This window comes from Paenibacillus nasutitermitis, from assembly GCF_014641075.1.
Taxonomy (GTDB): domain Bacteria; phylum Bacillota; class Bacilli; order Paenibacillales; family Paenibacillaceae; genus Paenibacillus_Z; species Paenibacillus_Z nasutitermitis.
Genome location: NZ_BMHP01000003.1, coordinates 356,477 through 376,435 on the forward strand (window position 1 = coordinate 356,477; position 19,959 = coordinate 376,435).

18 protein-coding genes and 2 pseudogenes are annotated in these 19,959 nt (G+C 48.8%); 7 read left to right on the forward strand and 13 right to left on the reverse strand.

What is annotated here, in order from left to right; genetic code table 11:
- The first annotated feature begins 142 nt into the window (after nucleotides 1-142).
- Nucleotides 143-1,054: a helix-turn-helix transcriptional regulator gene (locus tag IEY46_RS20705; RefSeq protein ID WP_188994582.1), complete on the forward strand. Its 912-nt coding sequence runs from the start codon at nucleotides 143-145 to the stop codon at nucleotides 1,052-1,054.
- A 106-nt stretch (nucleotides 1,055-1,160) separates the two neighbouring features.
- On the opposite strand, the gene IEY46_RS20710 is transcribed toward IEY46_RS20705, so the two are convergent.
- From IEY46_RS20710 to IEY46_RS20720, 3 genes are all read right to left on the reverse strand, one after another.
- The gene (locus IEY46_RS20710; RefSeq protein ID WP_188994583.1) at nucleotides 1,161-2,663 is read right to left on the reverse strand and encodes a leucine-rich repeat domain-containing protein; all 1,503 of its coding nucleotides are present in this window, start codon (nucleotides 2,661-2,663) and stop codon (nucleotides 1,161-1,163) included.
- 214 nt (nucleotides 2,664-2,877) lie between these two features.
- Nucleotides 2,878-3,321 (reverse strand): cell wall hydrolase, encoded by a 444-nt coding sequence (locus IEY46_RS20715; RefSeq protein ID WP_188994585.1) that lies wholly within the window; start codon nucleotides 3,319-3,321, stop codon nucleotides 2,878-2,880.
- 264 nt (nucleotides 3,322-3,585) lie between these two features.
- The gene (locus IEY46_RS20720; protein ID WP_188994587.1) at nucleotides 3,586-3,945 is read right to left on the reverse strand and encodes a DoxX family protein; all 360 of its coding nucleotides are present in this window, start codon (nucleotides 3,943-3,945) and stop codon (nucleotides 3,586-3,588) included.
- A gap of 155 nt (nucleotides 3,946-4,100) precedes the next feature.
- On the opposite strand from IEY46_RS20720, the gene IEY46_RS20725 reads away from it, so the two are divergent.
- Entirely contained in the window at nucleotides 4,101-4,712 is a 612-nt protein-coding gene (locus IEY46_RS20725) for a TetR/AcrR family transcriptional regulator (RefSeq protein ID WP_188994589.1), read from the forward strand.
- Nucleotides 4,713-4,920: 208 nt separating this feature from the next.
- Here IEY46_RS20725 and IEY46_RS20730 read toward each other — a convergent pair whose 3' ends face one another.
- Complete coding sequence (locus IEY46_RS20730; RefSeq protein WP_188994590.1) at nucleotides 4,921-5,373, reverse strand: VOC family protein; 453 nt, start codon at nucleotides 5,371-5,373, stop codon at nucleotides 4,921-4,923.
- A 178-nt stretch (nucleotides 5,374-5,551) separates the two neighbouring features.
- On the opposite strand from IEY46_RS20730, the pseudogene IEY46_RS37080 reads away from it, so the two are divergent.
- Nucleotides 5,552-5,713: pseudogene (locus IEY46_RS37080) on the forward strand (hypothetical protein); the annotation flags it as partial.
- 5 nt (nucleotides 5,714-5,718) lie between these two features.
- On the opposite strand, the gene IEY46_RS20740 reads toward IEY46_RS37080, so the two are convergent.
- Complete coding sequence (locus IEY46_RS20740) at nucleotides 5,719-6,258, reverse strand: P-loop nucleotide/nucleoside kinase family protein (protein WP_188994594.1); 540 nt, start codon at nucleotides 6,256-6,258, stop codon at nucleotides 5,719-5,721.
- Between the two features lie 209 nt (nucleotides 6,259-6,467).
- Here IEY46_RS20740 and IEY46_RS20745 point away from each other — a divergent pair, with 209 nt between their 5' ends.
- Nucleotides 6,468-6,743 carry a hypothetical protein gene (locus IEY46_RS20745; protein WP_188994596.1) on the forward strand — a complete coding sequence of 92 codons (276 nt, stop codon included), beginning with the start codon at nucleotides 6,468-6,470 and terminating at the stop codon, nucleotides 6,741-6,743.
- A gap of 328 nt (nucleotides 6,744-7,071) precedes the next feature.
- Here the strand turns inward: IEY46_RS20745 and IEY46_RS20750 are convergent, their stop codons facing one another.
- Nucleotides 7,072-8,055, reverse strand: a complete 984-nt coding sequence (locus tag IEY46_RS20750) for a zinc-dependent alcohol dehydrogenase (RefSeq protein WP_188994598.1) — start codon at nucleotides 8,053-8,055, stop codon at nucleotides 7,072-7,074.
- A gap of 13 nt (nucleotides 8,056-8,068) precedes the next feature.
- Complete coding sequence (locus tag IEY46_RS20755) at nucleotides 8,069-9,604, reverse strand: ThuA domain-containing protein (RefSeq protein ID WP_188994600.1); 1,536 nt, start codon at nucleotides 9,602-9,604, stop codon at nucleotides 8,069-8,071.
- Between the two features lie 231 nt (nucleotides 9,605-9,835).
- On the opposite strand from IEY46_RS20755, the gene IEY46_RS20760 reads away from it, so the two are divergent.
- The 3 genes from IEY46_RS20760 (at nucleotide 9,836) to IEY46_RS20770 (ending at nucleotide 12,161) form a co-directional block, all read left to right on the forward strand.
- Entirely contained in the window at nucleotides 9,836-10,681 is an 846-nt protein-coding gene (locus IEY46_RS20760) for an AraC family transcriptional regulator (protein ID WP_188994602.1), read from the forward strand.
- A 119-nt stretch (nucleotides 10,682-10,800) separates the two neighbouring features.
- Nucleotides 10,801-11,559: an alpha/beta fold hydrolase gene (locus IEY46_RS20765; protein ID WP_188994604.1), complete on the forward strand. Its 759-nt coding sequence runs from the start codon at nucleotides 10,801-10,803 to the stop codon at nucleotides 11,557-11,559.
- 17 nt (nucleotides 11,560-11,576) lie between these two features.
- On the forward strand, nucleotides 11,577-12,161 hold the full coding sequence (locus IEY46_RS20770; protein WP_188994606.1) for a TetR/AcrR family transcriptional regulator: 585 nt from the start codon (nucleotides 11,577-11,579) through the stop codon (nucleotides 12,159-12,161).
- 6 nt (nucleotides 12,162-12,167) lie between these two features.
- Here IEY46_RS20770 and IEY46_RS20775 read toward each other — a convergent pair whose 3' ends face one another.
- The 6 genes and pseudogenes from IEY46_RS20775 to uvrA all read right to left on the reverse strand — a co-directional run bounded on the left by IEY46_RS20775 (nucleotide 12,168) and on the right by uvrA (nucleotide 19,782).
- Complete coding sequence (locus IEY46_RS20775) at nucleotides 12,168-13,955, reverse strand: glycoside hydrolase family 36 protein (RefSeq protein ID WP_188994608.1); 1,788 nt, start codon at nucleotides 13,953-13,955, stop codon at nucleotides 12,168-12,170.
- A gap of 295 nt (nucleotides 13,956-14,250) precedes the next feature.
- Nucleotides 14,251-14,616: pseudogene (locus IEY46_RS20780) on the reverse strand (pyridoxal-phosphate dependent enzyme); the annotation flags it as partial.
- Nucleotides 14,617-14,724: 108 nt separating this feature from the next.
- Nucleotides 14,725-15,249, reverse strand: coding sequence for an SRPBCC family protein (locus IEY46_RS20785; RefSeq protein WP_229750435.1), 525 nt, complete (start codon nucleotides 15,247-15,249; stop codon nucleotides 14,725-14,727).
- 1 nt (nucleotide 15,250) lies between these two features.
- On the reverse strand, nucleotides 15,251-15,595 hold the full coding sequence (locus tag IEY46_RS20790) for an ArsR/SmtB family transcription factor (protein ID WP_188994614.1): 345 nt from the start codon (nucleotides 15,593-15,595) through the stop codon (nucleotides 15,251-15,253).
- A gap of 151 nt (nucleotides 15,596-15,746) precedes the next feature.
- On the reverse strand, nucleotides 15,747-17,273 hold the full coding sequence (locus tag IEY46_RS20795) for an MDR family MFS transporter (RefSeq protein ID WP_188994616.1): 1,527 nt from the start codon (nucleotides 17,271-17,273) through the stop codon (nucleotides 15,747-15,749).
- The gene (gene uvrA, locus IEY46_RS20800; RefSeq protein WP_188994618.1) at nucleotides 17,260-19,782 is read right to left on the reverse strand and encodes an excinuclease ABC subunit UvrA; all 2,523 of its coding nucleotides are present in this window, start codon (nucleotides 19,780-19,782) and stop codon (nucleotides 17,260-17,262) included. The genes IEY46_RS20795 and uvrA overlap by 14 nt, the downstream gene beginning before the upstream one ends.
- Nucleotides 19,783-19,959: the final 177 nt, after the last annotated feature.

Genomic DNA, 19,959 nt, shown 5'->3' on the forward strand with positions numbered 1-19,959 from the left:
ACATGAAGCATAAGCTATAATAGGTGACAGCTATATTGTCACCTATTATAGCCTTGTAAAAAATTTTATTATCTTATTATCAGAAAGTTTTATGAGTTTCCTTCAATGGGTTACTTTATTACGGTTCGATGGAGAGGATAATATGGAGAAAATCGAAAGACTACTATCGATAGTAATGATCTTGCTGCAGAAGGATATTGTTTCAACAACTGAGTTCTCACAATTATTTAACGTGTCTAAACGAACGATTCTGCGTGATATGGAAACCCTCGGTTTTTCCAATATACCTATTTATTCTATACATGGCGTTCACGGCGGCTTCGGGATTATGGATGAATACAAATTAGACAAACGGCTTTTAAGCAGTAAAGACTTAGAAAATATTTTAACCGCACTGGGTGGATTGGGACAAATTTTATTTAGTGATGAAGTAGAATTAACTCTTAAAAAAATTGAAGCGATGGTAGGCTCCGCATCCTGGAAAGGCTCCATTCACCTGTCATTTTATGATTGGGACGGTCGGACTGAGATTCTTCAAACCTTGAAGACATGCCAAGAATCAATATTAAAGAGAAAGTTGGTTTCATTTGACTATATCGATAAAGATGGCATGAAAACGAATCGAGTTGCCGAGCCATATCAGCTTCATTTTAGCGAAATGAGTTGGTACTTGAAGGCATTCTGTTTACATCGTCTGAAATATAGAACATTTAAATTATCCAGGATCGATCATCTTAATATCGATGAAAAAACATTTACCCCCAGAGATTATTCATTAGAACAAGAACATGAAGCTGGTTATCAACCGCAACTAGTCACTATTAAGGCATTGATTTCGCCTGGCATAAAGGATCAATTCATTGAAAGGTACGGTCAAGGGAGTATTGAAAAACATAGTTCTGAATATTTTCTAGCAACAATCTATGTTCCTCAAAACAGTAATGGCTATCAATTTTTAGCGAGTTTTGGTACAAATCTGGAAATAGTTGAGCCTCAAACATATGTTGAAGAATTTCGGAATTATTTAAACCAAATGTTGGAGAAATATTCTTAAATCCGACCTTCTACCGCGGAAGCTTCCCCGCGCTATCTGAAATGGCAAGCTTTAAAGAAAGGACGCAACCCAAGTTCCTTGGATGCGTCCTAAAAATTGAATTCTCTTATGCCGTCTTATTCTCGAAGATGATGACCATTTTTTTGCTGCCTAAATATTCAACAGAAGTATTAAGCTGCTCCGATACGAAGCGTACAGGAACGAAAGTGCTGTTATTTCTCAGTACTAAAGGAGCGTCGGACATGACGGTTTGCTGGTTTATCTTAACCTGCTTATTCCCCACATACCAACGAATCGTTTTACCGTCTTTTTGAATCGTTACCTCTTTCGTTTTCTGGTTCCAATTGACACTTGCCCCAAGTTTCTCGGAAATGAAACGAATAGGTACGTAGGTACGACCTGACTGAATAAATGGCGCTGCTGGTATATTGTAGATACTGTCGCCCAAATAGGCTGTCTTGCTGCCGATAATCAAGCGTTGAGTCTTACGCTGAGACCTAATACCATAACGGTCCGCATTCAATTTATTAAATATTTTATAGGTTTGGGTTCCTTGGCTTAAGTCCAAGTAGTTATCGTTCAACTGCAGTCCGTATCGTTCCGCCCCCGTATCCCAATGAAAATCATAGCTATTATTTTGAATCGGCTCCAGACTCCACACCCGGTTGTTGTTCAAATATAGGATGCTGAGGGATTTCAGATTTCTTAACGGTTCCAAGTTCCACACGCGGTTGTTATCCAAGTAGAGGATACCCAGCTTGTTCAAATGATTTAACGGTTCCAGATCCTTAATCTTGTTGGAAGATAGATCCAATGTAGACAAGTTCGTTAATTTCGCTAAAGGGGCAAGACTCTCGATGTTATTGTGATTAGCAGAGAGACCTTCGAGCTTGTAAAATCCTTCCAGTATCTTAAGATCACTAACCTGACCGTCATCAATCCCCAGATACGTCAGGCTTGTGGACAACATCCGCAGCGGCGAAAAATCCTTGATTTTATTGCTGGATACATCAAGATATGTCAGCTTTTTCATGCTGCCGAGGGGGGTTATGTTTTCTATCGCATTGTCGCGCATTTTCAAATACGCTAATTCTGAGGCTCCCGGGAGAGCTTGAACATTCGAAATTTGATTGTGGTCGGCGTCCAACTCGATCAGACGGGGTAATTGTTTCACTACTTCCAGGGATGAGATCTGATTCCAACTTATTTCTAAATATTTCATCTCCTTTAAAGCTGACAATTCCTCAATGGATGAGATTTGATTTGCTTTAAGGCTGAGATGACGGATCTTTGAAAGTTGCTTTAACGGTGTAAGATCAGTAATTTCGTTATTGTTTAAATCGAGTTCCGTGACATTGACGGCATACTCCAATCCCTGCAGATCTTTGATCCCTTTACCTGATAAAGATACAACGGTGAGCGATTCCAAATCCGCTTTGGTAAGTGGCTCATCACCTTTTTTACCTAACCAGGAATGAATCGCTTGTTCGAGATTTTCATCTTTAATAACCGGTTCTTGGGCAAGCTCTTCCATCGAAGCTTGTCCTGGAAAGACCAAACTCAGGACAAAAACAAACATAAATAAGCGTACAGCAATACCATTCTTCATGACTACCATTCCCTCTGATGACTGTATTTTGTTGATATTCCCTCGAGCTTTTTGATAGTAACAGATATATGTATATTCTTTACGCTATCGACAGTCTATTATAACACCTGAAGTTTCCTTAGCAAAATAGGAGAATGTTGGATAGCGCACTTAACCCAAAGAAGCCGCGATTTACGCGGCACTTCATGAGATAAAGTTTTTGTCAACCGACACATTAAAACGTATTATATACATTTTCACATTCTTCCACAGTCGGTTGATAAAAACAGTGCTTCTTCCATCTTCCTACGAACGGCTGATTATACCAAGTTGGCGGACATGGTCCGGGATTTTCGAACGATCCTGGACGGAAATACCATAGGGAGAATTCGCCTGGCCAATTCCGCTCCCCATTCACAGCCCGTTGCGCCAGACGGCGTTCTCTCTCTCTTGCGTTTTGATAATACATACCATGCTGCAATGCTTCGAACGCATGCGGCTGGTTGATCATTTGGGGAATGGTCCGGAGTCCTTTAAAATCGGAGCAATTCGCTCTTATACGGTTAATGCCAACATTTCCAACAAGGAGCATGCCCATTTCGCCTTCGGTCTCAGCTTCAGCTCGAAGCAACCTTGCCAACATATCAATATCCTGTTTCCTGGCTTTTACGACTGCCATTGGCTCACCTCTTTAGATGTCTAGACTCATCATATTATAGGTGAAGCGGATATGTTACTCTGGCAACATAGAGAGCAATAATAAATAGCTGTTCCACCACACTCTTCTGACCGGGTAGCTTAATAATATGAACAAGCGCTGTTTTACATAATAGCCGCCTTTCTCGCTAAGCAGCGAAACTTGGTGTAACAGCAAGACTTGACCAGTTCACACCAGGGTGGCCTTTGTTGATACTAATCATGGAACAAAGGTAATGTGAAGCAATCACACTGTCAGTCCGTCCGCATTCATGATGGTTAAAACGATGATTAACAGAAGAAATACAACAGGAGGCATCGTTTTGCCAAGCGAATCTTTGACCCTTAAGTGCGCGAGGAGTGCCCCTATCATCGTAATTCCAAGCCAAATAGCGCCCCAAGCGATCACATCCGCATCCCAATAGCCCCTTACAAGTACTACAGCTCCGACCAACTGAACGATCCCCGTGATAACGCGAAACCATTGGGGCATCCTCAAATTGTCGAATATATCAACCCAGTACTTGACCCCAGCAATCTTGGCAGAACCCGAAAAGACATAGTACAAAATCAACAAGCTCTGAAGCACGATCGAAAATATAGTCATTCGGATTTCCTCCCTTTATTGGTTACTGAACAAATGGTAAGTTATAACTTAACTATTGTCAAGTTATAATTTAACGATTGTAAAGTTATAACTTGACGACTTTTCAGTAATGAACTACGATGACTTTATTAGATTGGGTATGGAGGTTCAACCGTATGGGAGAAGTTCGTAATGCAGAACGCACGAAAAAGAATATTCTCGAAGCTGCACAAAAAGAGTTTTTCGACAGGGGGTTTAAGGGGGCGAGGATCGAGTCGATCGCAGAAAACGCTGGGGTAAAGAAGCAGTTGATCTATCATTATTTCAAGGGAAAAACAGAATTGCTTGAAGCCGTTTTGGCTAACTCTGCAACTAGCGAACCAGAATGGGTCTCGCAAATCCCTGATAACCCGGTTAATATTGCCGAGCATCGATACAGGGTCAACAGCCAGGTGAGAGCAGACTTTATTAAGTTCGCCGCTTGGGAAGCGCTTGAATCTTGGGCAGAGCCAACATCTTGGAATAAAGGAGGGGAACTTGCCCTTCAATCCTATGCGGAGTACTGGAAGGTTCAAAAGGAAAAAGGGCTTGTACCGCCGGAGATCGAGCCTGAACTTTTGACGCTGGCATTAACCGCTTTAACCATTTATCCCATTATCTTCAGCAATATCACCAAGTTCATTACCGGATATGATTCGACCGATCACGATTTTCAAGCCAGGTGGTCAACCTTTCTAACCCAAGTAAGCGAGCGCCTCTTAGACAAGCAGCAGGACCGTAAGAGCTAATGTCTGTTCGTTGGAAAAAACCTTGATTTTATTTATGGTAAGGTTCTCCGCGCTGTCTGTAACGGCAAGTTTTAGGGCCATCCTTCGCGGATGGCCCATCTTCAGTTCGCTTTCTTCAACTATCGGTCTCCGTTATCGCACTGCTTTTCTGTTTCTATTTTATATTCTAGCAATGTATATTTCAGTTAAGTCTTCTTTTAAACGTTACTTATTTATTACCGAGTTGTTCCGCCAAACCGATTAGATGTCCTTCATTTCCACGAATGTAGCAGAGCCGATACGAGTCCTCGTACTGAACCACTTCGCCAACGAGCTGAGCACCATACTTAGCGAGTCTGGATACCATTTCGTCAATGTCTTCAACGGTGAACATGACGCGTAGATAACCGAGGGCATTTACAGGAGCAGTTCGGTGATCGGATATAGTAGGCGGGGTGAGAAATCGCGAAAGTTCAAGCCGGCTGTGGCCATCTGGGGTAACCATCATAGCAATCTCTACACACTGTGAACCCAGCCCGGTTACGCGACCAGCCCATTCACCTTCGACAGTAGCTCGCCCTTCGAGCTTCAAGCCAATCTCCTCGAAGAAAGAGATTGAGTCATCAAGGGATTCCACAACGATGCCAACATTGTCCATTCTTAGTAATTTGTTTTTCGCCATAGTTTTATCTCCTTATGTGTACAAATTTATTACCTGATCATCTATTTATTCTATTCAACAATTACTAGTTCCTTCCAAACACCTTGTCACAGTTCATGATAACAAAGATAAGTCACAGTATAGTAAAATGTAGTAATAAAATAGATCCCCCTTTTTTAAACTCCTAGAGCTTGTACGGAAAATCTTCAGGATGTACGGGAGCGGACAAGGCTTGCGAAGTATAGCAAACCAACTGAACGCCAAGACCAAGCTAGGGAACGCCTCGTTATTTGTGGTACGGTTCCCCGCGCTGTCTGTAACGGCAAGTTTTAGGGCCATCCTTTGTGGGATGGCCCTTTAGAGAGGTTATTTATCAATATAAAGGAGAACATCACCAATGTAATCGTCTACGTGTTGTGAGGTGTCTACTTTCAAACACTCCAAGTGAGTTGGCTTTTTAGCACGGTTGATTACCTCTTGCCATCTTTCTTCAGGTATATCGACTGGACCAATTTGGGTAATCATTCGCTCACGATTTTTCAGCCTATTGTTAAGTTCATAAATGTCGTTCAATACACACTCTACATACTTGTATTTCGCACTATGTTTTTCTGCTAGTGTAGTTCCATTCTCAACTATCACATCGTACAAACAAGGACTATCTAGTATAACGCTATGTCCTTGTGAGAGATAGAAATCGACCAATGACCATTCAATATGATAAGCAACCCCACCAGCACGCTTGGGATCTATATTTTTATCTTGTCCCTCTAACTCTAGCCCCTCTAATAACCCTGTTTTCACAATATCATGGTCAATAATAACTGCTTTAGTGAACTTCGCAATTTCCCTGGCAAGAGTCGATTTTCCCGACCCAGGAAATCCAGACATTTGTAAAAAAAACATAGTGAGCCCCCATCTCTCAGTAAAGTCTACTTTAAGCAATTGGCTTGCTTAGAACCGATTCTAGCACATTTTGGAATATATATCATATTCGTGACCTAGTTCACGAATCTCCGAATTTGGTAGAATTCAGCCAAAAAAGACTGTCTGACGCGATCTAACCAAATTAGCTCCTACATCATTAAGCGGAACGCCAGCTTGACGAAAACCAGATGGAACCCATCCCGCTCCAGCTTGTACGCAAGGCGCTCAGCGACTTCAACGGTCTTCTTCAGACTTCTCCAGTCGAAACACAGAAGACCCTAATACAAACCATAGTGAAGCAGATAGCCGTACAGCAAGGCCAGAAGCTTCGAGGCATTGAACTGGAATTCGACGAGACGCTACGACAGTGCCTGGTCGTCGCTGCCCCCTCCACCGACAAGGTGGACGGGGCTTTTTCTTTGTCCAGATGCAAGTACCCCTTGCCCTTTACGATCGTGATCTAGAGCATCCCTCATTCTGCAAAGCGAAAGTACCGTCAGAAGCGCGTTCGCTGCCAGCATCGACACTTCAGACACTTTTCATTTCCAGCCTCGGGGAGCCTCCTCCGTTCACGAAGCTCTCTTCCTTCCGTGGGGTGTGACGAGGATGTTCCATTCAAAATACAATTGCCCTATGTACCTTTTCAGCGTTACCATAGCTCGAAACCTACACACATATATATATACAAATCCATGGCCCGCAAGGAACTCCGCAAAAAAACTTGCCGTTATTTATGGTACGGTTCCCGTATCACAAATAACGGCAAGTTGAATCTGCCTTCATCCTGCTTCGTTACCCAAGGCGGCTCCAGTCGAATAATACAAACAGCTCATCGAACCGGCGGCTCGCCAAACCATCATAGGTGTCCTGCACCTCATGAGGAGACATAAGGCGCGAATAGGCCTGGACATCCAGAAAACCCTCCGAGAGCCAGCGCAGACCGAGGCCCAAATTGCCCATTATGCTGTGCGGCTGGAAGTGTCCGGACTGCACCGGAAGCTCCCATTCCCATCCGCTCCGCAAGACGACGTAATGGTGAAACACAAGCGACAGCAGCTCATGCGCGTAATGGTCCGTGTACCTTTTCCAGGGTACGCCGATCATTACGACTTCACCCCGCGGACGGACGATGCGGCAAGCATCGAGCACGGCAGATTCATGTCCCGAGCATTCGACGACCAGAGCCACCTTTTGTTTCCAGGCTGGATCTTCCAGGGGCAGCGATGCCGCGGCCTGCGAGATGCCGGATGCTCTGACCGTTTCCAGCCGGCTCTCCATCGGATCAATGACCATCACATCATATCCATTATGCTTAAATACATGCGCAGCGAGGAAGCCAACCGGTCCCGCTCCCGAAACGATAACTTTATCGCCCGGCCTGGCCGTCGTCGTCATCAGCGTTGTCATGCTCACATTCATCAAACGTGATATTGGCGCTGCTGCCGGATCGAGCCCTTCCGGAACCAATACCGCCTGGCTGGCAGGAACATGCTGGAAGCTTTGATGGTTATGCATACAGAATACAAGATCGCCGGGTCGGAACCCCGTTACATCGTCAGCGGTCTGTTCAACCTCAAATACTGAAGCATAACCGGTATCTGCCGGTTCCGTGCGGTCGTTTAGAAACAGCGCGTGCAGCTCCGTGCCTGGACTGATTAACGAATACCGCGTCTTCCCCAATAAGTGACCGGGCGCGGGACTCTGCGGTTTCTCAATCTCGGCGAGTGCGGCTAGCTGTTTACCTGTAATGCGTATGGCTGCTTCCATGATCATCATTTCCCTTCGCTCTTTATTTACCGCAGGACCATCTGACAGCGCGCCGCAGCATTTCCTGGACTTCCGATACCTTGTATGCTTCCCCATCATGACCCAGCAGCGTTTGATAAACGCGGGCGCCCTCATATTCCGAAGTCCAGGCCAGCGGTTCTTCTTTGCCTGTTACTTTGGATTGTGCCGCATAGAGGACATGAATATTAGCGGTCCCCTCCTGATTGAAATACAGCTCATCCGTAACCGTGAACCCGGCAATCCCTCGTGTCGTCGCATGCTCCGGATCAACGATCCGCACATCGAATGAGCCATATGGATCATGTCCGCTGCTTCCATGATGATTCCATGCGCGCGGCACCACCCGTTGAAACTCCGGCCAGTCTGATGCTCCGGCTTCCGGCAGCGAGAAATGGAAAGCTCCGTTGGCAAAATGGAGAACGAGCAGCCCTCCACCTTTGCGCAAATAGGACAGTAAACCCTCTTTGGCCCGCTCGCTCAATCCATTCGGATCCTGCCAGTTGCAGTAGTTCAATGCAATCACGTGGAAGACCGATAAATCCCAATCGGAGAGCGCTTCGATATCTGTTGATTCCGTAACCGTGATTCGCTCATCCTGCTGGATTGCAGCGCGGATGGCCGGCGCCGTCTGTTCCCAGTTATGCCATTTGTGATGCTCATTCCCCGATAGAAGCAGGACATGGATAGAGTCGGGAATCGAACTCCGTTCAGTCCCCTTCACACCTTCTAAAGCATGATCGACCATGTCATCGGTATAAAAACGCGATTGTACGCCTCCAGTCGCAACCGGAAGTCCGGCCGCCCAAACAATCGCATTGAGATGAACCTTGCGGAAATCATCATTTTCCCATAACGAATACAAATGTCCGGCGGTAGTGACAAAAGCCCGCCCGCCATCATCGCGCTGCAGCGCCCAGCCGACCTGGTTCGCCAGCGGATCGCCTTCCTCAGCCAGGCCCGGCACCTGCCAGATCGGCGTACGCCGCGGATCATCCGGCAGGAAGCGGAGCTTCCAATATATTTCATCCTTTAATTCAATGGTTGAGCCCACGCCGCTTGCGATCGGATGAACAGCTGTCGCGAGTTCAAGTCGGTCTCCATCAGAAATTCGGGAATACCAGTTGCGCTCGCCCCTTTCATCTTCCCATTCATAATAACCGCCGCCCCACTGAAGCACCTTCTTTCCTTCCTCACGCGTGAAGAAGGTGGAGAAGTGCAGCAGCACAAGCCCGCAGCCCCGCTCCATCAAACGCTCCATCAGCAAGAGCCGCTCCGGCGTCGCCACGAAAGGCACGTCCTGGTACAAATGGCCGTCCCGGCCATCTGTCGCGAACAGCACCAGATCAGCGTCCTCCAGCGTTTGCGGATCTTCCGGCCAGCCGCCTAAATGATATTCTACCTGCAGTTGTCCGCCTGCCGTGGACTGCTCGAGCATCACTTTAAGCAGTCGTACTGTTTTGATATACTCATGTGCGCCGGGTCCATGGCTCAGTTCACCGGCAATGAGTACTATTTTTTTCGTGGAAGCCTTAATCATGATAATGATTCACTCCTCTCATGCCTATCTGACTTCTTCAATATACGTTTTCGGTCCATAATTCGGAATAGCCAGAAATACAAAAGATCTATCTGTAAATATAGGTCACACTCACGTCAATTCATCCTTTATAATATAATCAGGTTCGATTCTGGATAAATGCGAGTTATTTCACATTAAACAGCAGCCATCCAAAATATCTCACCGTATATTCAGAAAGGGGTTCAGAGGATGTGGGGAGTAGATTTGATCGATATCCGGATCCATCATCTGGAGGCTGGCAGCGGGAGCTTTCCCCCCGGATGGGTGCATGAGAAAACGGTACCGTTCGGGATTATTGCGCAGGCCACTTGCGGAACGTATGAATTGCAAACGGAGTCCGGGACCTATGTCGTGACAGGCTCGGAAGCTTTCCTGACTCCTGCCCATCTCCCCTTGCGAATCAAGCATATCGCTGATCCTGCAACCGGCATCATGTCTGCGCGATATATACATTTTCAATTTTATTTGCTGGACAGCTTGGAGCTGTTCCAGCTTTATGAACTGCCCCGCAAATGCGATGCAAAGACGGGACAGCAATTCGGCGAATTGATCGAGCAGCTGCTTGCTTTGAGAGATACAGAGCAGAGCCCTTTATCTTCTATCCTTACTGCAATCAAAAAAAATGAACTGGCCTATCGTTTTTTGTCCATGCTGATTGAGCTGGCAGCTCCTTCCGCATCCAGCGCATCCTTACTCAGTATCGCCCAGCAGCTTCAGCCTGTGCTGGCTTATATACGCGATCATTGGTCGGAAGCCATCGATATCGAGGCGCTATTGGACAGATTTGCGGGGTCGCGGTCCCTATTATTTCAGCTGTTCCGCAACCAATTTCAGCAGACGCCAATGGACTATGTGAAATCCACTCGTCTTAATGAAGCCTACAGACAGCTATGCACCTCCGATACATCTGTCGCCGAAGTCGCTCTTGCAAGCGGGTTCGCCAATTCCTTCCACTTTAGCCGCGAGTTCAAAGCCAAGTTTCAGATGACTCCGACCGATGCCCGCAAAGCAAACCGGCTGTGGATGTCTACCTAGACCGATGATTACGCAACAATAAATTATTTATATTTTTTTGTTGACTGTACGTTCAGTCATAATTTAATATAGATGCAGAAACATCCAATATTAAGCAATGGAAAGGAGCTCTTATGACTATGGATTTAAACTATTCGACGTATGGAAGCGGCCCTGCAATTGTATTCATTCACAGTGGAGGTGTGGATTCAAGGGTATGGCTGGAGCTCGTGCCCCTGCTCGCCAGGACCCACCGGGTCGTAACCTTTGACGCCCGCGGCCTCGGCCAATCTCCCGCCCCACAAGAACCGTTGAACCCTGTAGATGATTTACTCGGGCTGCTGGACCTTCTTAAGCTGAATCGGGTTACCCTTGTCGGCCATTCCATAGGCGGGGAGCTGGCAACGAATTTTACGTTGTCCTATCCAGGAAGGGTCGATCGTCTGATTCTTATCGCACCGTCCTTGACGGGATTCGCCTTTTCGGACACTTATATGAATTGGATGGGGGAGGTGAATTCACTTGCCCCGGATATCGGCAAGATGACACAGTTTTCATTGGACGGACCCATTTACCGAACAGTGATGGCAAGCAACTATCGCGATTTCTTTATTGAAATGCACACTCAATACTTTACGCGCGTCTTTACGGAATGGCGCAGCTTCGATCTGATCTGGCCGCATCCGCCGGCGATCGAACGTCTGGAGGATATCGCAGTGCCTGCATTGTTCGTGTACGGAGACCTTGATTGGAGCGATATGAATGATCTAGCGGCGGAATTCAAGAGGTTGCCGTCGATCGCATTTGCCAAGCTGGAAGGCGCGGATCACATGTTTCCATTGACACATGCCGGGGAGCTTGCATCGCATATTCATTCTTTTCTAAATGACAATCCATAAACAGGAGTGAACGATACATGCCGCGCAGCAGGGAAGAGAATGCTCGAATCCGTCAATTGACGATGACCAATATAGGTGCAGCAGCCATGGAAATATTTCTGGAACGCGGTTATCACGCCTCTTCAATCGGCGACATTGCCAAACGGGCCGACGTGGCCAAAGGGCTGATCTATAATTATTATCAAGGGAAGGAGGGGCTGTTGGCAGAAATCGTTCACAGCCGAATGATCGAAATCGCTGAAGTCATCAAGGACGCATCCTTACTCCCGTCAGCAGGTGATCAAATTAGGCGGATTGTCGAAGGAGCGCTGGGCCACGTCGAACGAAATCCAAAGGCGTACCGCTTTATTCTTCATCTGCAGACGCAGCCGGAAGAGGATATTGTTTTATCCAAGTATAGTGAAATGCTGAACCGGGAAATGTCTAAACAATTCGAGGTGCAGTGCGAAATTTTCCAACGAATGGGAGTCGATAATCCCGAACTTCGCTCCTTATATTTTTCCTCCACGCTTCATGGCATCATGCTGCTAAAGTCGGTCTATCCCAGCTATCCGGTGGAGGAAATGAAAGCGCAAATCATCCGGGATTTCTGTCAGGAGTGAATTCGCTTAACGCGGAGGGAGGGAAATCGGAATACACTCCAGCAGTTGTCCGGAATGCGGGGCCAGATTCATCACATGGAGTTCCTCCTGGTGTTGGCCCAGCTCCTGATCTGTCCAGACTTCCCGAATACGATACCGGCCATCCAGAGCAATCCGCGCATCCAGCGTATCATCCGTCCAGTTCAACAGGCTGATCATTAGCTTCCCACTTGTTTGGATCCTGCCGATCCGGAAGGAGTCGTCCTCAAATAAAGCAGCCGCGTTGGCCGGGGGCAGCAGCTTGCGGATCGTATCCAGATGCTCCGGCAGAAGATCTGTTATAGCATCCCCGGCAAACACCATGCCGCCGGATGCATAGACCACCGTGGCGTGAAAGCGGAACTCATCCGCGGTTATTTGGCTCAGTACCTGCATGGTCACGCCATCCGGACCAATCTGATCTTTCGCCAGATTAGCCGTCACAATGACATCGGGATCATTGATCCACAGCCGGCCATGCTGCCAATTCCGGTGGAGTATCTCCGCCGCAACGCTGCGGATCTGGCCCCAGGTGCGGATAACGTCGTTAGAAGTCCGCATACCGTGTACCGTCCCGAGCGATGGCCACATCGGCGCATTGCATCCGAGCAGGAAGCTGCCTTCTCCCGCTCCCTGAGTGACCGCATTCATCCCTGCGCGGAATGCATCGACCCGGGTGGCTTTCGGATCGTGATGGTTTCCGAAGGGAAGCGCCCCCCACATCGTGCCATCCAGCTTAAAGTAGCGGACGCCCCATTCTTCCCGCATCGTTCGGAACAATTGGCGCAGATGGTCCTGCGCGCCCGGATGGCTCCCGTCGAGCATATACCAGGGAGCATGATACCAGCCCCCGAACGAATCCCGGTCGGAAGAAAGAGGCTCGCCGTTCTCATCCTGCTTGAACCACTCTGGATGTTCTTTCGCGACTCGCGACACTCTCTCTGCAAGAAATGGTCCTACCCACATCGCAGGCTCGAAGCCCATCTCACGAATGGTCAGGCACAATGTCCGGATTCCGCCCGGAAACGCTTTACCCGGCTCCAGCCAATCGCCTTCGTAAGCCGCATAACCGCCGTCAATCAGAATATATTTCAGTTCAGGGATCCTTTCCTTAATCGCTGCCAGATTGCGGCGGATATCATCTTCTGTCACCTCTGCCCCGTAGCAATACCAGGAGCACCATCCTGTCGGCACTTCAGGGACAAGCAAAGCCGGATGATTCCGTTCAATGGCTGCGGCCAGTTCCCGCAACAAGTCATCCGCCTGCTCTCCGATTTGGAAGAAAAATTCCTCCAACTCCACCGTTTCCCCCGGCTCTACCAACAAATTCTCATAATCGAGGACGATTTCATAACGGTGTTCATTAAAACGGATTTCTCCGCTGAAACGGCGGCAGGACGAGAAAGCGAGCAGCCCCTTTCCCTGCTTCGCATTGAACAATGCCAGATTATATACGGTAAATAAATCATCCGTCACAGGGAGCTTGTAATGATTGCGGTCGCTATAACCGCCGATGTCCACGGGAACTGCGACCGTTCCTCCATATTGAGACAGCATGTTGTACCCTTCCCCATAGATACGGGCTGAGGGCTCGAACGGCATCTTTCCCTGGAACAACACAATTTCTTTGACAGACATGGCTTCATCAGCTGTACTCACCAATTTGGCAGCGCATACATTTTCTTGCCAATCCCGGATCAGATTAAGCAGCCCGTCAGCAGCGTTCCCGTCCGAGAGTCTGATTTCAAAATCAGATTGCGTTAAAAAGTTCTCCATCGCCATTCCCCTCTTCTTTCTTTTGATTCCGCGAGAACAAGTATTGATCTCCATCCTGTAACAACTTAAGATTCGCTTTCCCAAGCGGCTTTCCTTCTGCCTTGGTGACAGGTACAGGTAAACATTTCTATTTTCTTCAAATAATCATGTTTGCACGCAAAAATCCCCGCTTCGCCGTTAACGTGAGGCAGGGGTAATTCATTCTCTCTTGATTGTGTATCTAACCATCCACGGTTCGTCCGCGTCGACGGCATTACGATTCCGGATATAGATCGGTAGACAAGTACCGCTCTCCTTAATCAGGCAGTAGTAGAACAATGATTTTGCCGTTATTTTCTGTCCTTGTGGCGACTTGGAGAGCAGCCGACACAGCTGCGCCGGATGAAATACCGACAAGCAAACCTTCGAGACGAGCTAATCTCCGAGCCGTATGAATGGCATCTTCATTTTTCACCTGGACGATCTCATCGACGACGGATCGGTTGAAGTTAGCCGGGACAAAACCAGCCCCACGCCTGTATTTCCGCTTGTAGGTTCGATAATGACGGAATCTGTGCCGATAAGTCCACGTGCTTTTAGCATCTTTAATCATGGCATAACCAATTCGGTCTTTAACACTGCCCGCGGGATTAAAATATTCCAGTTTCGCAATGATTTTGGCCTAAAAAAAAGGCACAGTCTCCTCATTTTCACAGGAGTGACTGTACCTTATTGCATCCAACCGATTTTCAACAGGCTGGCATGCTACTATGCCATGCCTTTCCTTTGGCTATGAGTTCTGGATCTCGCTCAGATGGCGATCAAGATTATCGAACGTTTCCGTTATTCCCTCCAGCATACCCATATCGAGGACGCTTTGTACATCTTCGGCCGATGCGTATTCAGCGCGGCTGATGAGTTTCGTCTTGCCTTCCTGCTCGATAAAGGTCATGGTGATCAGCGTCTGCGGCATATCTTCAATCGTGTTGCCTTCGGCATCGGAGAAGGTATCGATGTAGACGATCCGCTCCGGTTCGACGATTTCTTTGTAGACAGCTTTGCCCCAGGATTCCTGACCATAATAGTCCTTGCTCTCGTCTGTGCATTTCATGCAGTAGTGCCAAACGCCTCCCGGCCGAAGGTCAAGGTTGCATACCGGAAGCGACCAGCCCTTGGGTCCCCACCAGTGCTTTAAATGTTCTGCCTGTGTAAATGCCTGGAACACAAGCGCCCGCGGCGCGGCGAAGATGCGCTCCAATACAAAATCCCGGCCTTCGACTTTCGTCGTTTGGTTTGCTGCATTCTGGTTAGACAAATTAATTTCCTCCTTCAGTTTGATCTTCGCTTTTTCCCTTTTCCTGCAGCTCAAGCAAATAATCATCCAACTGATCGAATCTCTCTTCCCAGAGGCGGCGAAAGGATGCAAGCCAATCGTCCAATTCAATAAGCGGTTGGGTCCTGAGCTTGTAGATCCGCCGGTTGGCGACCGGCTGCACCTCGACTAGTCCTGCTTCACTAAGTACGCGCAGATGCTTGGAAGCTTGCGGCTGGCCAAGTTCAAGCCGATCGGCGATTTCCCCCACGGTTAAAGAACCATTGCGCAAAAGTTCGACAATATGGAGCCGGTTTGGCTCGGCTAGCGCACTTAAGGTTGAATTCATACATTGAATATACCTCATTAGGAATATTCCTGTCAAGGAATGTTAAGCAAAAAAAGATACGGTCTCCTCACTTTCATGAGGGACCGTACTAAACGTTATCCGTGGGCCAGGTGACAGTGGGACATGCCATTTCCCTAGCTGATAAGGTCATTTAATGGGAGGCCGAATATTCTGCCATTTCGGCAGCCGGATCGAATTTCTCTTTGCTCATGGCGAATGCGGCAATAAGCGCGATGACGGACGGGATAATGGCCCAAGCGAAGGTTTGAACGATGGACGAGGAAAGTGCCTCTGTGATCGTATCCAGAATCTGGGCCGGAATTTGTCCACGGGTTTCCGGAGTCAGGATTTTACGCGGATCGCTGAGATCGACCCCTTCCGGCATTTGACCGCCGCCTCCTCCGAACATGGAAGCTAATTTATTCGCAAACACATGACTTTGAATAATGCCGAATACCGTTATACCGAGCGTCATGCCCAGCGACCGCATGAAGTTAAGCGTCGAGCTTGCAGAGCCCCGCTGCCTGGCCGAGAAGCCGTGAATCGCCGCATTGCTCAGTACAGAGAATGAAGCGCCGATGCCCAGACCGACCAGGATCATAAAGAGAGTGACCATGAAGCGCGAAGATCCGGTCGTCAGCGTCGTAAGCAGCGCAATGCCAATCACAAGCAGCGCTAGCGTCGGAATCATAATGGAGCGGTACTTGAACTTGGTTATCAAGAAACCCCCGCCGGCGGCAGTAACGACGGATCCAAGCATCATCGGCAGCAGAACAAGACCCGAATTAGTCGCCGACCCGCCAAGAACACCCTGAATAAAGATCGGAATATAAATCGAGGCCGTGATAAAGGATGCCCCGGCAAACATCCCCATAATATTGCTTGTGGTATAAAGCCGGTTCTTGAACATGCCGAAGGTGATGATTGGTTCCTCGGCACGGCGTTCAATAAAAACAAAACCCATGATAAGGACCGCAAAAGCGGCGAACAATCCGATAATTACACCCGAATTCCAGGCATACTGCTTGCCGCCAAGCTCTAGCGCAAACATCAGGCATACAATCGAAGCAACAAGCGTAAATGCCCCAAGATAGTCGATTTTCTGCCTGGAATGCTCCACGGATTCCTTGTAGAAGAAGGCAATCATTACGAAGGCAATAAGGCCCAACGGCAAATTAATGTAGAAAATCCAGTGCCAATTGATATAATCCGTCAGGTAGGCTCCAAGAAGCGGACCAAATATACTGGAGAGGCCAAATACGGCGCCGAACAAGCCGCCCATCTTGCCGCGTTTGTCGGCAGGGACCACATCGAACATGATCGTGAATGCGATTGGCATAAGTGCGCCGCCGCCAATCCCTTGAATGGCACGGTAAATACTCAGTTGAATTATGGTGTCTGCCGTACCGCATAAGGCGGAGCCGATCATAAATACAATAAGACCGAAAACAAAAAACCGCTTGCGCCCATACATATCCGATAATTTACCGAAAATCGGCATACCAGCCATCTCTGCCACCAAATAAGCGGAGGTCACCCACATTAATTTGTCGAAGCCGCCCAGGTCTCCGACGATCGTACCGATCGCTGTTGCTACAATGGTGTTGTCCATTGATGCCATTAGAATAGCCAGCAGCAAACCACCCAGGATAACCCCCATTTTATTACCTTTTGCCATCTTCTATCGTTCCCTCCGCCAGAATCCGTCTGAGAAACATGCCCGTGTATGAAGCCGGCACTTTCGCCACCTGCTCCGGCGTGCCTTCGGCTACCAGCTTGCCCCCGGCTGCGCCTCCTTCAGGGCCAATATCAACAACCCAATCGGATTCCCGAATCAGCTCCAGGCTGTGCTCGACCACCACAACGGTGTTTCCCGAATCGACCAGCTTATTCAGTAAAACATGAAGCCGCTTGATATCCGACGGATGAAGGCCGGTTGTCGGCTCGTCCAACAGATAAAGCGTATGGTTTTTGGATGGCTTGCTTAACTCTTTCGCCAGCCTGATCCGCTGACCTTCGCCGCCGGAAAGGGTTTTGACCGATTGCCCCCACTTCAGATATCCGAGCCCAACCTCGCACAGCATCTCGATCAGGCCGGCGATCTTGGTTTCCTTCCTGAGGATCGGCAGGCTTTCCTGTATGGACAAATTCAGCAGATCCGAGATGGAGCAGCCTTCAACCTTTACCTGGAGCACTTCATCGGTAAACCTTCTCCCTTTGCAGTCAGGACATTTCACTTCCAGATCGGGCAGGAAATTCATATCTACAGACAGCACGCCAAGCCCCTGACAGGTCTCGCAGCGCCCGCCGGGCGTATTAAAGGAAAAATGCTTCGAGGTCAGCTTTCTTGCCTTGGCCTCGGGCAAACCGGCAAACAGCTGGCGCAAATGCGTGAACACATCGGTATAGGTCGCGACATTGGAGCGCTGGATTCTGCCCATTGGCGATTGATCGAAAATAACGATATTGCCGACCTGCTCAAGGCCCGTCATCTCCTTGCATCCCTTCTGCCCGCGCGTTTCCTGGTTCCCTTGAGCAAGAATATCGAAGACAAGCGTGGATTTGCCTGAACCCGAAACTCCCGTCACGGACACCAGACAGCCAAGCGGAAAAGAAACAGACGGGATATCGATATTGCGGGCCTTCGCCTCTCTGATCGTGATCTGCTGTCCATTTCCCCTCCTGCGGACGCGTGCAGGCGCCGGCTGACTTTCTTCCCGCAAAAAGGCGCCGGTCACAGACAGCTCGCTTCCCATCAAATCCTCCAGGCTGCCTTCGCCTACAACGGTTCCGCCGTATATTCCGGCGCCCGGACCGATGTCGATAATATGATCGGCAGCACGCATCATCTCGACATCATGCTCGATAACCAGCACGGTATTGCCCAGATCGCGCAGCTGCTGCAGCACCCGGATGAGACCGGCCGTATCGCGCGGATGAAGCCCTGTCGTCGGCTCATCCAGAATATACAGCACGCCGGTCAGTCCGGAGCCAAGCAGCGATGCAAGCCGCAGCCGCTGCGCTTCTCCGCCGGACAGCGTCACCGTTTGCCGGTTCATGGACAGATAGCCGAGTCCGACATCCATAATCCGTTTCAACCGCGTGGGCATATCGTGGAGGACCGGCTCCAGCAGCTGAAGGCCTTCCGGCTGCAGCTCCGACGTCAGCCCATTCATCCACTCCTTCACTTCGCCAAGCGACCAGTCCGATACGTCGGAAATAGAGGAGCCGGCTACCCGAACAAGACGAATCTCTTTCTTCAGTCGGGCCCCGTGACAGTCGGGACAAAGCTGTTCATGAAAGAAGCCCCCCTCCTTTTCCTGAGCGCCGGACTCCCCTTCTTTCTCCTTGTAACGCCGCCACAGACTTGGGATGACACCTTCGAATTTCGTTCCTGGAACCGGCTTCGCATCGGGATAATGACGCTTGAACGCTTCGCTCTCAACTCCGTAATAAAGCAAATCTCGCTGGATTTCGCCAAACTCCCGCAAAGGCTGATCCGGGTCCAGGTCAAAGCCGTAATGCTTGGCGGCCGCCAGCATGATACGGATCTGAATGTCCCGGTGGACGCCGCTTAAGGAAGCTACGCCGCCGCCGCGCAAGCTCAGCTCCGGATGGAATACCGCCGCTTCATTGATGCTTGCCACATGGCCAAGTCCGCTGCATGCTTCGCAGGCTCCCTCCGGCTTATTGAAGGAAAAATGCGCCATGCCAAGCTTCTCAAGCTCTGCACCGCAATGCGGGCAGTTCACCTTCTGACGCTCCATCTCCTCGTCTTCCTCGGCCAGCCTACCAGCCGGTTCAAAGGAAGGCGGGATGATTCCGCTGCACGAAGGACAGCTGCGCTCCCCAAGCCTGGAGAAAATAAAACGGACAAAGGTATACAGATCCGTCACGGTCCCCACCGTCGAACGCGGGTTGCGATTGGTGACATGCTGTCCAACGCTGATCGACGGGGACAAGCCTTCAATGGAATCGACCTTCGGCTTGCCGATCGTATCCGCCGACATCCGCATGGAATCCATATATTGTCTCTGGCATTCCCGCTGGAGCGTATCCATGGCCAAGGTCGATTTGCCCGAGCCTGACGGTCCTGTCAGGACAACCAGCTTGTACTTGGGTATCGTAAGCGAAATATTTTTCAGGTTGTTTTCCCGTGCGCCTTTAATCAATATGGTATCTTTCACACAAATCCTCCTCACTATGCTCTTCATTATCCTGCCTCAAAATCGGGAAACCCTTTTGCAAAATAATCATGATTTGGTTATAATCAAATCAACTCGATGATCAAGTATCTCGATGACCAAGATAATATCATCTTAAGAGGAGGTTTGCTTCTTGTCAAGCCAACAACAGAATCATAA

Bases quoted from the DNA above. Each gene is read 5' to 3' on its own strand.
- IEY46_RS20705 (WP_188994582.1), top strand. From the start codon at position 143: ATGGAGAAAATCGAAAGACTACTATCGATAGTAATGATCTTGCTGCAG.
- IEY46_RS20710 (WP_188994583.1), bottom strand. From the start codon at position 2,663: ATGAAGAATGGTATTGCTGTACGCTTATTTATGTTTGTTTTTGTCCTG.
- IEY46_RS20715 (WP_188994585.1), bottom strand. From the start codon at position 3,321: ATGGCAGTCGTAAAAGCCAGGAAACAGGATATTGATATGTTGGCAAGG.
- IEY46_RS20720 (WP_188994587.1), bottom strand. From the start codon at position 3,945: ATGACTATATTTTCGATCGTGCTTCAGAGCTTGTTGATTTTGTACTAT.
- IEY46_RS20725 (WP_188994589.1), top strand. From the start codon at position 4,101: ATGGGAGAAGTTCGTAATGCAGAACGCACGAAAAAGAATATTCTCGAA.
- IEY46_RS20730 (WP_188994590.1), bottom strand. From the start codon at position 5,373: ATGGCGAAAAACAAATTACTAAGAATGGACAATGTTGGCATCGTTGTG.
- IEY46_RS20740 (WP_188994594.1), bottom strand. From the start codon at position 6,258: ATGTTTTTTTTACAAATGTCTGGATTTCCTGGGTCGGGAAAATCGACT.
- IEY46_RS20745 (WP_188994596.1), top strand. From the start codon at position 6,468: ATGGAACCCATCCCGCTCCAGCTTGTACGCAAGGCGCTCAGCGACTTC.
- IEY46_RS20750 (WP_188994598.1), bottom strand. From the start codon at position 8,055: ATGATGATCATGGAAGCAGCCATACGCATTACAGGTAAACAGCTAGCC.
- IEY46_RS20755 (WP_188994600.1), bottom strand. From the start codon at position 9,604: ATGATTAAGGCTTCCACGAAAAAAATAGTACTCATTGCCGGTGAACTG.
- IEY46_RS20760 (WP_188994602.1), top strand. From the start codon at position 9,836: ATGTGGGGAGTAGATTTGATCGATATCCGGATCCATCATCTGGAGGCT.
- IEY46_RS20765 (WP_188994604.1), top strand. From the start codon at position 10,801: ATGGATTTAAACTATTCGACGTATGGAAGCGGCCCTGCAATTGTATTC.
- IEY46_RS20770 (WP_188994606.1), top strand. From the start codon at position 11,577: ATGCCGCGCAGCAGGGAAGAGAATGCTCGAATCCGTCAATTGACGATG.
- IEY46_RS20775 (WP_188994608.1), bottom strand. From the start codon at position 13,955: ATGGAGAACTTTTTAACGCAATCTGATTTTGAAATCAGACTCTCGGAC.
- IEY46_RS20790 (WP_188994614.1), bottom strand. From the start codon at position 15,595: ATGAATTCAACCTTAAGTGCGCTAGCCGAGCCAAACCGGCTCCATATT.
- IEY46_RS20795 (WP_188994616.1), bottom strand. From the start codon at position 17,273: ATGGCAAAAGGTAATAAAATGGGGGTTATCCTGGGTGGTTTGCTGCTG.